The sequence below is a fragment of the Vreelandella sedimenti genome, assembly GCF_013416325.1.
In the GTDB taxonomy this organism is placed as follows: domain Bacteria; phylum Pseudomonadota; class Gammaproteobacteria; order Pseudomonadales; family Halomonadaceae; genus Vreelandella; species Vreelandella sedimenti.
Genome location: NZ_JACCGK010000009.1, coordinates 151,689 through 165,349, shown reverse-complemented (window position 1 = coordinate 165,349; position 13,661 = coordinate 151,689). Strand labels below are relative to the sequence as shown.

General features: G+C 56.2%; 12 protein-coding genes. 2 read left to right on the top strand and 10 right to left on the bottom strand.

What is annotated here, in order from left to right; translation table 11 throughout:
* Positions 1-52: 52 nt before the first annotated feature.
* Together HZU72_RS11940 and HZU72_RS11935 are read right to left on the bottom strand one after the other, a co-directional pair.
* A complete protein-coding gene (locus tag HZU72_RS11940; protein WP_180092130.1) occupies positions 53-1,516 on the bottom strand; it encodes a TolC family outer membrane protein in 1,464 nt (487 codons plus the stop codon).
* A 225-nt stretch (positions 1,517-1,741) separates the two neighbouring features.
* Positions 1,742-3,673, bottom strand: coding sequence for a sigma 54-interacting transcriptional regulator (locus HZU72_RS11935; protein ID WP_180092128.1), 1,932 nt, complete (start codon positions 3,671-3,673; stop codon positions 1,742-1,744).
* A 365-nt stretch (positions 3,674-4,038) separates the two neighbouring features.
* Here HZU72_RS11935 and HZU72_RS11930 point away from each other — a divergent pair, with 365 nt between their 5' ends.
* Both HZU72_RS11930 and cynS read left to right on the top strand, forming a co-directional pair.
* Positions 4,039-4,851 carry a formate/nitrite transporter family protein gene (locus HZU72_RS11930; protein ID WP_180092126.1) on the top strand — a complete coding sequence of 271 codons (813 nt, stop codon included), beginning with the start codon at positions 4,039-4,041 and terminating at the stop codon, positions 4,849-4,851.
* Positions 4,852-4,904: 53 nt separating this feature from the next.
* Positions 4,905-5,345: a cyanase gene (gene cynS / locus HZU72_RS11925; RefSeq protein WP_180092124.1), complete on the top strand. Its 441-nt coding sequence runs from the start codon at positions 4,905-4,907 to the stop codon at positions 5,343-5,345.
* A gap of 52 nt (positions 5,346-5,397) precedes the next feature.
* Here cynS and HZU72_RS11920 read toward each other — a convergent pair whose 3' ends face one another.
* From HZU72_RS11920 to HZU72_RS11885, 8 genes are all read right to left on the bottom strand, one after another.
* Entirely contained in the window at positions 5,398-6,240 is an 843-nt protein-coding gene (locus HZU72_RS11920; protein ID WP_180092123.1) for a fructosamine kinase family protein, read from the bottom strand.
* Between the two features lie 92 nt (positions 6,241-6,332).
* Positions 6,333-7,286: a transaldolase gene (gene tal / locus HZU72_RS11915; protein WP_180092121.1), complete on the bottom strand. Its 954-nt coding sequence runs from the start codon at positions 7,284-7,286 to the stop codon at positions 6,333-6,335.
* A 20-nt stretch (positions 7,287-7,306) separates the two neighbouring features.
* Entirely contained in the window at positions 7,307-8,794 is a 1,488-nt protein-coding gene (xylB, locus tag HZU72_RS11910; RefSeq protein ID WP_180092119.1) for a xylulokinase, read from the bottom strand.
* The gene (locus tag HZU72_RS11905; RefSeq protein WP_180092117.1) at positions 8,794-10,299 is read right to left on the bottom strand and encodes a mannitol dehydrogenase family protein; all 1,506 of its coding nucleotides are present in this window, start codon (positions 10,297-10,299) and stop codon (positions 8,794-8,796) included. The genes xylB and HZU72_RS11905 overlap by 1 nt, the downstream gene beginning before the upstream one ends.
* A 102-nt stretch (positions 10,300-10,401) precedes the next feature.
* Entirely contained in the window at positions 10,402-11,022 is a 621-nt protein-coding gene (locus HZU72_RS11900; protein ID WP_180092115.1) for a nucleoside/nucleotide kinase family protein, read from the bottom strand.
* Positions 11,023-11,029: 7 nt separating this feature from the next.
* Positions 11,030-11,815 carry an L-iditol 2-dehydrogenase gene (locus HZU72_RS11895; RefSeq protein ID WP_180092292.1) on the bottom strand — a complete coding sequence of 262 codons (786 nt, stop codon included), beginning with the start codon at positions 11,813-11,815 and terminating at the stop codon, positions 11,030-11,032.
* 13 nt (positions 11,816-11,828) lie between these two features.
* Positions 11,829-12,512, bottom strand: a complete 684-nt coding sequence (locus HZU72_RS11890) for an HAD family hydrolase (RefSeq protein ID WP_180092113.1) — start codon at positions 12,510-12,512, stop codon at positions 11,829-11,831.
* On the bottom strand, positions 12,509-13,660 hold the full coding sequence (locus HZU72_RS11885) for an ABC transporter ATP-binding protein (protein WP_180092112.1): 1,152 nt from the start codon (positions 13,658-13,660) through the stop codon (positions 12,509-12,511). Before HZU72_RS11885 ends, HZU72_RS11890 begins: the two co-directional genes overlap by 4 nt.
* Between the last annotated feature and the right edge of the window lies 1 nt (position 13,661).

The window sequence follows — 13,661 nt, the reverse complement described above, 5'->3', positions numbered from 1 at the left end:
TAAGGTGACCGATAGCACGTGCGCACCTGGATCACTTCCAACCGACAAGCCATTACGTGCCCGGTTGGGGCGGTGCACCGATGTTAAGCGCAGGCTCGTAGCGGTCGTTGTCGCCGCTCTCTGGTAAGGTGAAGTTCACCTCATCGCCAGTTAACCACGCATTGACTTCTTCGATGGCGTCTACATCCAGGCGCCCGGCCTGCTGACGAAGCGAGAGCAAATTCACTACGTAGTCGTAGCGAGCCTCGGCGTAGTTGGCGATGGCGTTATACAAATTCTGCTCAGCGTTCAAAACGTCCACGATGTTACGGGTGCCGACTTCGTAACCGGCACGCGTCGCTTCCAGCGCACTTTGGTTGGAGACAATGGCCTGCTCGCGAGCCTCGACAGTTTCCACATCGTTGCTGACTTGAGTGTACAGAGAGCGAACCTGCTGAATTGACGAACGACGCTGGGACTCGAAATCATACTGGCTGCTTTCCAGTTGATAAGTCCCTTGGCGGATGCTGGCACTGGTACTGCCGCCGGTATAGATAGGTAAATTAGCGCGTATGCCTACCTGGCTAGAGGAGTCATTCCCGGTGGTGTTATCAATATCACTGTCGCCATACTGATAGTTGCCAAAGGCTGAAAGGGTGGGCAATCGTCCCGCGCGGGCAATTTCCACACCGCTGCGTGATACCTCTATCCCTGCCTGTTGCGCCAATACCTGAGGATTACGCTCAATGGCTTGCTCTACCCAGTAGTCGCGGCTGCTGGGTTCCGGGAGGGCGATTGGCATACTGTCGCCCAACGCTTCAATACTGGCGTAGCGCTGGCCGGTCAACTGCTCCAGAGCCTCAAATGCCACCTGCAGATTGCTCTCCGCGGCAATGCGATCAGCTCGGGACTGGTCAAAGGTAGCCCGGGCCTCTTCAACTTCGGTAATCGCAATCAAACCGACCTCGAACTGCTCACCGGCCTGCTCAAGTTGACGGCCAATGGCTCGCTCTTGGGCAAAACGCGCTTCGAGTACTTCGTAAGCCCGCAAAATATCAAAATAGGCGCTGGCCACGTCAATCAGTAGCTGCTGTTCGGTGGCGGCAAGCAGGTATACCTGCTGGTCAATCTGGCGCTCTGCCTGAGTGACTTGTCTGCGCGTCACTTCATCATAAAGCGCCTGGGTGGCTTCAAGGGTGAGCGCTACGGTGTTGTAACGGTCATCGCCAGCACTCACATTGCCCGTTCCAGATCCTGTACCCGCTCGGGATGAGCTCTGGCTTTCATACTGTTCATTGTGCGCAACGGTGCCCGAGGCGTTAATTTGGGGTAGTAGCCCACCACGTGCAACGTCTCTGCCTGCTTCAACACCCAAATACTCCGAACGCGCCGAAGCAAGTGCAGCGTTGTTGTCTAACGCATCACGGGTAATCGTGATGAGATCGGCAGCTTGAGCAGGCAATACAAAAGAAGCGGTAAATACCGCTAACAGTAGGGGTCGTAAAGGGGCATTGACTGCCCAGTGTGCCAGTCGCATGGGATTGCCTCTAGGTATCAGCGTCAGATGGTAAACGCGCTTAGTCTCTCAACCTGCTTATTCTGCAGAACATTAAGCCACTCGCACGTTAAGCCATTCAGAAAGATGAGCATTATAGTTACATTCATGTATGTATGCTAGCCTTGAACAATCTAAAAATATGTGTACAGCCTGTTGTCAAGTCGCATCCAGCTTACCTTAGTCCAAAGCATGATGGCTTGGCGATTAATGTGGCGCTCTTTTACGAAATTCTCGCGTATCGATTCCCCATTTAGTTAGCCGCGAGGCCAGCGTAGTGGGTTTAATACCAAGCAGTTCTGCCGCGCCCCCCACCCCAGAGATTTTACCTCTCGCCTGTTCCAGAGCGGCAATCGTGCTCGCCCGCCGACGTTGGCTCAGCGCCTGCTCAGTCAGCAGCGTTGCTTGATTATTCTCTCCGCTGGAGTGGAGTAACGTCGGCATTGGTTTAGTATGCCCCATCGAGCGCGACGGTTCTCCCGACAGTAGGTCATCAAACATTAAGCGTCGATCCTGGGTCACGATGACTTGGCGCTCAATGATGTTTTCCAGTTCACGAATATTGCCTGGCCATGGATAGCGCTGCAGAATATCTAACTGTGCGGGGGGAATGCGCACACCCGGCTTATTAAATTTCAGGCAAGCACGCTGTAAAAAGTGCCGCGCCAGCAGCGGCACATCCTCAATCCGCTTGCGCAGCGGTACCGAGTCAATAGGAAACACATTGAGTCGAAAATAGAGATCTTCACGAAAGTGGCCTGCCTCAATCATGTCGCGCAGTTCGCGATTGGTGGCGGCAATCACCCGCACATCCACTTCGCGGGTACGGTTATCGCCTACGCGCTCAAACTGCTGATCCTGCAGCACCCGCAACAGCTTACTCTGCAGTTCCAGGGGGATTTCACCGACTTCATCCAAAAATAACGTGCCGCCGTGGGCAAGCTCAAAACGCCCTGGGCGATCCTGCACCGCGCCGGTAAAGGCCCCTTTTACATGGCCAAAAAACTCGCTCTCAAACAGATCACGGGGAATAGCCGCACAGTTCACGCGGATCAGCGGTCGATCATTGCGCGTGCTCCCCGCATGGATGGCGCGGGCAATCAGCTCTTTACCGGTGCCCGACTCGCCGCTTATCAACACGTTGGCGCTGGTGGGCGCAACCAGCTCAATCTGTTGAATCAGCTTTGCCACTGCCGGACTATTGCCGACAATATCACGATGGTTTAACTCCGCTTTTATCTCTTCCTGGAGGTACTCATTTTCAAGTTCGAGGCGCTGCTTGAGTGACTCCACCTCAGCAAGGGCATCGCGCAACTGCTGCTCAGCGCGCTTGCGCTCACGAATATCACGAAACAGCACCACCGCCCCGACCAAACGCCCCATTTCAAAAATCGGTGTACTCGTGTACTCAACAGGAATTGCCTCACCATTTTTGTGCCAGAACACCTCGTTATCGACGTGATGCACCTGGCCATCGCTAAACGAGGCGTGAATAGGGCACTGCTGCACCGGGAAATGGCTGCCATCGGCGTGGGTGTGGTGGAACATCAGGTGAGCGTCGTGGCCCACCATATCCTCGGTACTCCAGCCCAGAATTCGCTCGGCGGCAGGATTAACGAAGGTTGTTTTGCCTTCGGCATCCAGCCCGTAGATCCCCTCGCCCGCTGCGCCAAGAATCAGTTGGTTCTGCTTTTCAATCCGCTCGAACACCTGCTCGACCCGCTGCCAACCCACTTCACCCTGGCGGTGCTGGCGACCTAATTCCGCTTTTGCTCGCCGCTGCTCAGCTTTATTGCGGTCTATCAGCGTCAGTAACAGCTGTGAAGAGTCGTCGATACGCTGAGCATAAACCTCAACGCGATACGGCTGGCGCAGCATATCTAACATCACCAGGTCATCCGACCAGGCCGCTTTTTGTGTTAGCGCTTCATCGGTGAAGCTCACCCATAGTGGCAGCGAAGCACCCAAGCGATGGCTAAACGGTGTCTCCAAAGGCATTGCTTCATCAATATTGAGCATCGCGCAAGCGGCATAATTCGCAGCGATCAGCTGGTCAGCAAACGGGTCGACCAAGATCATCGCCAGAGGCGAAAAGCCACCCATTACAGCAAAAACGTGATGACTTTCAGGCTCATCCATTAATGTTGGCCTCAAATTAAGTTATCCCATCACCATTCAAGTCCCGCGCCAGTTACGACATTTCGTCACTAAAACAACGGAATATCGTAGCTTACGATATTTCGTAACACTTTAAGCGCTCCAAAAACATCCTCTAAGAAACAGATTAATACATTAAAAACAAAATGTTAGAAATCATATGCGCGAGTTGGCACACAAATAGCACTGGATGGGTGGATAGTGCGATAGCGCCACACGCTTAATCTCTTTTGCACCAGGACGGCGCAGCCATCGGTTTTGTTGCTCCTATTTATTGCTCCTATCAGGAAACACTAAAACTCTTGGGTTAAGCGTTAATTAACCGAAATGACACAGGAGACATATTTATGTCTTATCTAATGCCCAGTGAATTTGTCACCAAGTTGGTGGATCAGGGTGAATCAAAAGTCTATATGGGCACCCGGGATACGCTTATCCGCGCCTTTATGGCGGGGGCGACCCTGGCGTTGGCGGTTATTTTTGCCATCACCATCGCGACGCAAACCGGCCACTTTTTGATTGGGGCACTGCTCTTCCCCGTGGGCTTTGTGATGCTCTACCTGATGGGCTATGACCTGCTCACCGGGGTTTTTATGCTGGTGCCAATTGCATGGCTCGACAAAAGACCCGGCGTGACACTGCCGCGCATGTTGAAGTGCTGGGCACTGGTAGGGCTTGGCAACCTTGGGGGCGCTCTATTTATCGCCACTTTCGGCTACCTGAATTTCTCCATGGGCGGCACCGAGGAGATCAACGCTGTCGGCCAAACGATGATGGCCGTTGGTGAAAGCCGCACGGTAGGCTATCAGGAGGCGGGGCTTGCCGGTTGGATTGTGCTCTTCCTGCGGGGCATGTTCTGCAACTGGATGGTCTCTATGGGCGTGGTAGGTGCCGCCATCTCCACAACGGTTTCCGGCAAAATCATGGCCATGTGGATGCCGATTATTGTCTTTTTCTATCTCGGTTTTGAGCACTCCGTGGTCAACATGTTCTTGTTTCCGATCGGCCTGATGATGGGCGCCGACTTCACCCTGTATCAATACATTATGTGGAACGAAATCCCCACGGTACTGGGTAATCTGGTCGGCGGCCTAACCCTCGTTGGCTTGGTTCTATATACCACCCACGTCCGTACTCAGCCCAAAAAAGTGTTGTCTTGATCACAGCCTAATAGGCCAAAGAAAACGCCCCCCCCCTTATAGGAGAAACCCTAATGGATAAGCTCGAAATGCGTCACACCCTGCTCGCCGCCAAAGCACGTAAAAAAATGAGCTGGGAAGATATTGGCAAAGCAGTCGGCATGTCGCCGGTTTGGGTGGCTTCCGCCTGCTACGGTATGAACAGCGCCAGTCAAGAGATTGCCACTAAGCTGTGTGACACCCTTGGCGTGGAGAGCGATGCAGTAGAGGCTTTAGTGGCCTTTCCCACTAAAGCCTGGGATGAAGCGATCCCCCAGGATCCATTTATCTACCGACTCTATGAAGTCGTTGGTGTGTACGGTGAGACCCTAAAAGACGTGGTGCAGGAGAAATTTGGCGACGGCATTATGAGCGCCATTGATTTCACCATGGAGGTCGACAAAATCGAAGACCCTAAAGGCGACCGGGTACTATTAACTTTGAATGGTAAGTTTTTGCCCTATAAATCTTGGTAAAATCTATGCCCTGATAAAACATAAGTCCTGATAAAACATAAGCACTGGTAGTTCAAGCGAAGGACTCAAGCCTCGCTACGCAGCGTTCAACCGCAGAACGATAACCGGCACCGAACAGCAGCAGGTGATTCAGCAGCGGGTAAAGCTGAAACAGGGCTTCACGCCTCGGCCAGTCGGTCGGGGCGTCGCCATCCCAGTAGGCGTCAAAAAACGCCTCCCCTGGAGAGCCAAATAGCGTTAACATCGCCACATCCACTTCTGGGTAGTGGCGATAAACTGCCGGATCAATGATCGCTGGCCCCTTTGTAGCGAAGAGCACATTCCCCGACCACAAATCACCGTGCAGCAAGCTAGGCGGTGCATCGGGCAGCCAACGCTCCAAATCGTAGGCCAAGCGTTCGATACGGCCACGCAGCTCGCTATCCAATAACCCACGCTGGTGGCCCGCCTCACACAAAGGGAGTAAGCGGCGCTCGCGTTGAAAGGCCCGGCCGTCGCTGAGCGGGGCATTCGGCTGGGGTGTGCGCCCGCAGGCGTTATCCTGATGCCAGCCGTGGGCATCGCCAATCACGCTGTGCAAACCGCGCAGCCCTTCGCCAAGCGCCGCTTCGCTCTTCGGCCCAGCGGGCAAGGTGTCCAACGACTCAATGACCAGCCAGCCTTCTGCCAAACCTAACACCTCTGGCACTACCAGCGATGAACAGGCGCCACGCAACGCACGCAGCCCTTCGGCTTCGCCACGCAGCCGCGCCATATCGTCGTGTTTAATCACCACCTGCCCCTGGCGGGTCTCCAGGCGGTATACAGCAGCAATGTCACCCCCACTGAGCGACTGCAAACCGCCAACGGGGGTTAATTCGATAGATTCCAACAGTTGGCTCAGGGTGGCATCCATAAGGTTTTCTCCCTGTACCCGAATGTATAACGGCGTCGGGGTTAGGGCGCCCCCTAACCCCGACGCGCTTAAGCTATGCGCTAGCTTATATTTCAGCCTAACCGCTTATCGATCAGGCTCTCTAACTCAAGCTGATCGTCGTGGAAGCGGCGGATGCCCTCGGCCAGCTTATCGTTGGCCATGGCATCTTGATTGTGGCCCCAGCGGAAAGCGGCTTCGTTCAATGGCTCGGTAGGCTTGCCACTGCCTTCACCCGCTTGGATTTGCGCAGCAACGCTGCCTTCGGCGGCATCCAGCTCTTCTAATAAGGCAGGCGAAATGGTCAGCCTGGGGCAGCCTGCCAGTGCAAGTACCTGCCCGGTATTACGGAAGCTTGCGCCCATTACCACGGTGTCGTAGCCGCCCTGGTTGGCACGCTGACAAACGCCTTGAACAAACTTAACACCCGGGTCGTTTTCCGACGTGTAGTCGTTACCGGTCTCTTTTTTGTACCAATCGGTCACGCGGCCCACGAAGGGTGAGATCAGAAACACCCCGGCATCAAAACATGCCTGGGCCTGGGCAGCGCTGAACAGCAGCGTCAGGTTGCACTGAATACCTTCGCGTTCGAGCACCTCAGCGGCGCGAATGCCTTCCCAGGTAGACGCAAGCTTGATTAGCACGCGGTCACGTGACACGCCGCGGGCATCGTACAGCTCGATTAACTCGTGAGCTTTGGCAATGCTGGCCTGGGTATCAAACGACAAACGGGCCGCCACTTCGGTGGAAACACGCCCCGGTACAACGGCGGAAATTTCACTGCCCATGGCCACCGCCAAGCGGTCAACGGCATGTTTGACCTGCTCTTCACGGCTGCCAACAGAGGCTTTTACATTGCTCAGCTCTTCGTCGATCAGCGCTTGATAACCGGACAGACTAAACGCCTTGAGCAGTAGTGATGGGTTAGTGGTGGCATCCTGCGGCTGGTAGCGGCGAATAGCCTCAAGATCACCGGTGTCGGCGACGACAAGCGAATGTTGCTTTAGCTGTTGCAGTTGGCTGGTCATAAAATCTCCTTGATATGCTTTTAAGCGCCGCCATGGCGTTGTTCAAGTGCTGCGCAGTAGCGCATATAAATCGGTTGGTACTCGGCCACTCGCTCAGGATGGGGATCCGCAAGTGACTGCGCATCCAAGTGGACTAATCTTTCACACAGCGCTTCCAGGGTTACGCCCTCTGAACGCTGGTCGCACCAGGCCACCTGTACTGCGGCACCAAGCGCGGCCGCATCGGTAATCTCAGGACAAATCACCTGGGTACCGGTAATGTCCGCGACCATCTGGCGCCAAACGGGGCTGTTAGCGCCGCCACCGATCAAACGAATCTGGCTGGCGCCGGCGGTTAAATCGCCCAATAATTCCAGCCCATAGCGTAGCCCGAAAGTGGCCCCTTCCACTACGGCCCGGCACAAATTAGCCTGGGTGGTATTCAAACTGGTCAGGCCAAGAAAGTCCGCGGAGGCGTCGGGCAGCATCGGCACTCGCTCGCCGTTGAAAAACGGCAATACGGTAACGCCCTCGGCGCCTATCGGCGCGCTGGCCACTTGCTCGCCAAAGGCTGCCAGATCCAAGCCAAACAGCTCGCGCACCCGCGTGGTGGCCGAAGTAACATTCATCGTACAGATCAGCGGCAACCAGCCACCGGTGCTGGAGCAGAAGTTGGCGACCATGGCGTTATCGCACTCGACCGGCGTAGCAGAATAAGCGCAAACGGTGCCGGAGGTGCCCAAGCTCAGCGTGATCAACCCTGGGGTAATATTGCCGGTGCCAATGGCGCCCAGCATATTGTCACCGCCACCCGAAGAGACAACAACCTGATCGCCAAGGCCCAGCTCACGTGCGACTACTTGGCGCACCATGCCAACCGGCTCATGGGCTTCCAGCAAACGGGGCAGCACCCGTGCTGGGTCTAGCTCGGGAGCTATTTCCTCAAATACTTGCAACTGCCAGCAGCGTTTGCGGGTATCGAAGTAGCCAGTACCCGAGGCATCGCCCGCTTCGGTGACCCGCTCACCGGTGAGCCAAAAATTGAGATAGTCGTGGGGTAATAACAAGCTCTCAATACGGTAGTACGCATCTGGGTGATGCTCACGCAGCCAAGCAACCTTGGAGGCGGTATAGCCGGTTTGCAGCACTAACCCCAATTTTTCCAGGCAGCCCGCTTCACCGCCCAGACGGGCAACCAATTCAGCATTCTGCGCGCTGGTTTCGGTATCGCACCACAGCTTGGCGGGGTAGACCGGTGCACCATCCGCATCCAGCGCCACCATACCGTGCTGCTGGCCGGAAACGCCGATACCACGCACCTCACTCGCCGAGACCCCGGCTTTATCAAGGGCGGCAAAAAATGCGCCTTTCAGGGCCGCCAACCACTCGGCCGGAGCTTGCTCACGGCGGCCATTTTCGCTTTCTTCCAAGCGATGGGGCCGGCTTGCTTCCGACAGGATCATGCCTCGTTCAACGTCGACCACCACCACCTTGGTACTTTGGGTTCCGCAATCTACCCCGATATACATCACACTGTTCCTTTGGACGACGCCAGACCCTCTAGCGTAGCGCGTGCGCCACGTTCGTGCAGTGAACTAAGGGCCGCTAAATAGGCTTCAACAAAGCGAGTGCTGTCGATTAAGTCACCAAACAACTCGCGGTTTTCGATAAAGGCCGTCGGCCGTTGGCGGTTCTCCGCAGCAATCGCCATTAACGACGCTTTCAAGCGATCGACGATCTCAATGGTCTGGCCCTGCTCGTCGACCCCTTCAGCGTAGCGCGCCCAGCTGGCCACCACGGCGGCGCTGCGCTCTATTTCACCACCCTGGGCCAACTGTTGGCGAATCACCGGCACTAGCCATTTAGGAATGCGGTCAGAACTCTCGGCGCAGAGCCGTGCCAGGGTATCTTTGATTTGCGGGTTGGCGAAGCGCTCAATCAGCGTTAATCGGTAGGTTTCCAAATCAACCCCCGGTACCGGCGCCAAAGTCGGCGTGCCCTCTTCGCGCATATAGCCCAGTAAAAAATCAACGAATAGCGGATCTTGGCACACCTCATGGGCGTAGCGATATCCGGCTAAATAGCCAAAATAGGTCAATGCCTGGTGACTGGCGTTGAGCAGGCGCAGCTTCATCAGTTCGTAGGGTTCCACATCCTCCACGACTTGGACACCCACTTTATCAAACGCCGGACGCCCAAGGGGGAAGTGATCTTCCAACACCCACTGGGTAAAGGGTTCGCATACCACCGGCCAGGCGTCCTCTACCCCAAAGCGCTGACTCAGTTCATCAATATCCGTGGGCGACGTCACCGGGGTAATGCGATCCACCATAGCGTTGGGAAACGCCACCTCACGGGCAAGCCAGGCGCCTAACTCGGCGTCCCGTGCTTGGGCGTAGGCGCCAAACATGCGTTTAGCGACATCGCCGTTACCTTGAATATTATCGCAGGACATAACGGTAAAGGGCGCAATGCCTCGCGCACGGCGGCGGGCAAGCGCTTCCACCACCAGCCCGAAGCTGGTGGTGGGCTGGGTGGGATTAGCAAGGTCGGCGCGCACCTGGGGATTATCGAGGTTGAATTCGCCGCTCACCGGGTGAAAATTGTAGCCGCCTTCGGTCACCGTCAATGACACAATGCGAATCGCCGGATCGGCCATCTGCTCGATAACTGCCTCGGTGTCTTCCGGTGCAAACAGGTAATTCACCATACTACCAATAACCCGCGGCTCATACTGGCCATCGGGGTGTTTGACCACCAGGGTATACAGATAGTCCTGCGCTGCCAGCGCCTGCCGCATACGTTTGTCGCCAGGCATCACGCCTACGCCAACAATCCCCCAATCCAGCGCCTCGCCCTGGTTCATTAATGCATCCAGATACATCGCTTGGTGGGCGCGGTGAAAGCCGCCCACCCCAATATGTACGATGCCGGGGGTGAGCGTCTTGCGGTCATATTGAGGTTTGGCAACGTAATTAGGATTAGCAACATCATCGGTTAGCGTGCCCAGGTTGTGATTGTTAAGTCGGGTCATGGGACTCTCCAGCCAAGGCCTTCTTGGCGCGATGGGGGTGAATAAAGACAGGTAACAAGTGGCGCTATCAATGGGCAAACACAAAGGGGCTAACACAAAGTACTAGCGCCAGCGCTGGTCAGGCGTTAAACAGCAACTCTTCACTAATTGAGCGTTAAGCATGTCTTTGTGGTGGGTGCGCTCCAGCGCACCGGTGCGATCCTGGCCCATCTCAAGCCAGCGATTGATCAGTCGATCAATCAGCACGACGTCATCGACGTCTAGAAATAGTGTCCAATCAAACAGCGGTCGCAGTTCGCGCCAGGGGGAGCGGTCAAGCAGCAGGTAGTTGCCCTCGACAATGACGATGCGCTGCTCAAGGGTGATCAGTCGTCCACCGGCACGGGCTAGATCCAACGGGCGGTCAAAAACCGGTACCGCTACCGGATGAGCCCCTTGGCGGATGCGTTCGAGGTCGCAGCGCAGCCCCTCTACATCGAAGGTATGGGGCGCGCCTTTTACCGGCACCTGCTGCTCGCCCAGCACAGCGTTATCGAAGTGATAGCCATCCATGGGCACTAGCTCCGCTTGCCCTGGCAGGCGCTGATTAATCGCATCGCAGAGCTGAGCACTGCGATAGGATTTCCCCGCCCCCGGCGGCCCTGCCAGTGCGACCAGATAGCGCGTGGCGCCTTCGGCGGCATAAATAATCTGTTGTGCTAAGGCATCAAGATCAGGGGTCATGGCCACCTCAGCTCATCCAGTTGCCGCCATCGACATTGAGCGTCTGGGCGACCACGTAATCACTGTCTTGGCTGGCCAAAAACAGCGCCGCACCGGTGTGGTCTTCGGGAAGCCCCATACGCCCAAACGGCACCGCCTCGCCCACCAAGCGCTTCTTCTCACCGAGCGGGCGGTTTTCAAAACGGGCAAACAGCGCGTCGACCTGTTCCCACATCGGCGTATCCACCACGCCTGGGGAGATGCCGTTAACGTTGATACAGTGTTTGATTAGATCCAAACCGCTGGACTGGGTAAGGCTGATGACGGCCGCTTTGCTGGCGCAGTAAACACTTACCAGGGCTTCACCTCGTCGACCTGCCTGGGAGGCCATATTGATAATTTTACCCCCCTGACCACGGGCCACCATCGAACGGGCTACCGCCTGCAAGGTAAAAAACATGCCTTTGGTATTGACCGCAAACTGCTTATCGAAGCTTTCCTCGGTCACCTCAAGTACCGGCGCCATATCGAAGATAGCGGCGTTGTTGACCAAAATATCGATACCACTGAAGCGCTCTATTACCGTTTTGACCATGGCATCAATCGATGTCTGATCGCAGACATTCAGCTCGACCCCCATCACTTTTTCGGCAGGCGCCTGCTGCTGCAGCGTCGCTAAAGCATCATCGATAGCGGCCCGATCAATATCTGCCACTACCACGCTGGCGCCTTCGCTTAAATAACGCTGGGCAATAGCCAAGCCGATACCCCGCGCGCCGCCGGTAATCACCGCGATTTTATTGTTTAGTTTCATCATCATGCTCTCGTTAAGGCGAAAAGCTGGAAGCCTTGGCTTGCCACTCGTCCACCAAGGCTTCCAGGCCATGCATATGCTCTAAAATACGCCAGGCACCGACTTGAGTAAGGCGCGCCGCTTGATCAACATCCACATGGCTGGCGCCGACAAACCCAATCACGCACATTCCCGCGGCACGGGCGGCCGTCACCCCGGCCACGCTATCTTCTACCACTAGGCAGTCCCGCGGCATTTGGCCTAAGTGAGATGCCGCCAATCGATAGAGTGCGGGGTCGGGCTTGGGGTGTGCTACCTGCTCAGCGGTAAAAATGGGCACCTCGCCAAACGCATCGGCCAACCCAGTGCTTGCCAGTGATGCCAATACGCGACTGCGCCGACTGTTGGAAACCACCGCCTTTTCCAAGGTAATGCCACGAACCGCCTTATCGGCACCGTCGATAGCTTTAAGCTCCTGCGCCAAGCGGGCCTCGATAGCGGTATCCACCTGCTCGGTGGCGTCTAATGGCAGTATGTGGGCGCTTAATGCTTCGAGATGAGCAAGAATAGCCGCCGTGGTCATCCCCAGCGCTTGGCCTAATTCCTGGTCAATATTCAAATCGGGCAGCCAGCGGGAGAGGTACTCCACCAGTGTGCCTTCCGCAAGAGCCTCGCTGTCGACCAGCACGCCATCGCAGTCAAAGATTAACGTCCTCATGCAGGCTCCTCAGAAGACGAGCCAGGGGCGCGGTTGTCATGGCGGGTCAGCCCCGCTAGCGGATGCTGCTGCAAGCTAGGCAGGGCTAGCCCGCCTGCGTCAAACAGGTGAGCGCGCTCGGGGGCAAAGCCGAAACGCACGGTATCGTTGACCCGGTAGGCCACGTCGCCATCAGCCATAATAGTGATCAGCTCATCGTCCATTTGAACGTAGAGCGAGGTTTGACCGCCGAGGCGCTCAAGCACTTTGATCTGCCCACTCAGCGGCCCTTGTTCATCAAGTACCAAGTGTTCTGGGCGAACACCCAGCTCAAGGGTGGCGTTAGCATCCAAGTGCGCACCGTCGACCGGCACGCTGCGCTCTCCGCCACCGGGTAGACGAATCGCTACGCCTTCAGCCGTTACCCCGGTCAACGTCACCGGTAGAAAATTCATTTTCGGTGAGCCAATAAAGCCCGCTACAAAGCGATTGCGCGGGTGGTGATAGAGCGCCATTGGCGAGCCCACCTGCTCGACCACGCCGTCGTGGAGCACGACGATTTTATCTGCCATGGTCATGGCTTCGATCTGGTCGTGGGTGACGTAGATCATGGTGGCGTCCAGCTCATCGTGCAGACGCGCCAGCTCGATACGCATCTGCACCCGCAGCGCGGCATCCAGGTTGGAGAGCGGCTCGTCAAAAAGGAAGATGCTGGGGTTACGTACAATCGCACGACCAATCGCCACACGCTGGCGCTGACCGCCGGAGAGCGCTTTGGGCTTGCGATCTAACAGCGGCTCCAGCTGCAGAATTTTGGCCGCCTCCAGCACCTTGGCGCGACGTTCCTCCTTGGGCACTCCGGCCAGGCGCATACTGAAGCCCATGTTGCCCTCAACCGTCATATGTGGGTAAAGCGCGTAGCTCTGAAATACCATGGCGAGGCCGCGGTCGGCGGGGCCGACGTCATTGATGCGCTGTCCGTCGATCAAAATATCACCGTCGGTAGCGCTTTCCAGCCCGGCGATCATCCGCATCAGGGTCGATTTACCGCAGCCGGAGGGGCCAACGAAGACCACAAATTCTCGGTCATTGACCTCAAGGTCGATGCCTTTGATCACCTCGGTGTCGCCGAAACGCTTGGTAATATTGTTCAGTTGTAGTGTTGCCATG

Coding starts and splice junctions, on each gene's coding strand:
- HZU72_RS11940 (WP_180092130.1), bottom strand. CDS start 1,516: ATGCGACTGGCACACTGGGCAGTCAATGCCCCTTTACGACCCCTACTG.
- HZU72_RS11935 (WP_180092128.1), bottom strand. CDS start 3,673: ATGGATGAGCCTGAAAGTCATCACGTTTTTGCTGTAATGGGTGGCTTT.
- HZU72_RS11930 (WP_180092126.1), top strand. CDS start 4,039: ATGTCTTATCTAATGCCCAGTGAATTTGTCACCAAGTTGGTGGATCAG.
- cynS (WP_180092124.1), top strand. CDS start 4,905: ATGGATAAGCTCGAAATGCGTCACACCCTGCTCGCCGCCAAAGCACGT.
- HZU72_RS11920 (WP_180092123.1), bottom strand. CDS start 6,240: ATGGATGCCACCCTGAGCCAACTGTTGGAATCTATCGAATTAACCCCC.
- tal (WP_180092121.1), bottom strand. CDS start 7,286: ATGACCAGCCAACTGCAACAGCTAAAGCAACATTCGCTTGTCGTCGCC.
- xylB (WP_180092119.1), bottom strand. CDS start 8,794: ATGTATATCGGGGTAGATTGCGGAACCCAAAGTACCAAGGTGGTGGTG.
- HZU72_RS11905 (WP_180092117.1), bottom strand. CDS start 10,299: ATGACCCGACTTAACAATCACAACCTGGGCACGCTAACCGATGATGTT.
- HZU72_RS11900 (WP_180092115.1), bottom strand. CDS start 11,022: ATGACCCCTGATCTTGATGCCTTAGCACAACAGATTATTTATGCCGCC.
- HZU72_RS11895 (WP_180092292.1), bottom strand. CDS start 11,815: ATGAAACTAAACAATAAAATCGCGGTGATTACCGGCGGCGCGCGGGGT.
- HZU72_RS11890 (WP_180092113.1), bottom strand. CDS start 12,512: ATGAGGACGTTAATCTTTGACTGCGATGGCGTGCTGGTCGACAGCGAG.
- HZU72_RS11885 (WP_180092112.1), bottom strand. CDS start 13,660: ATGGCAACACTACAACTGAACAATATTACCAAGCGTTTCGGCGACACC.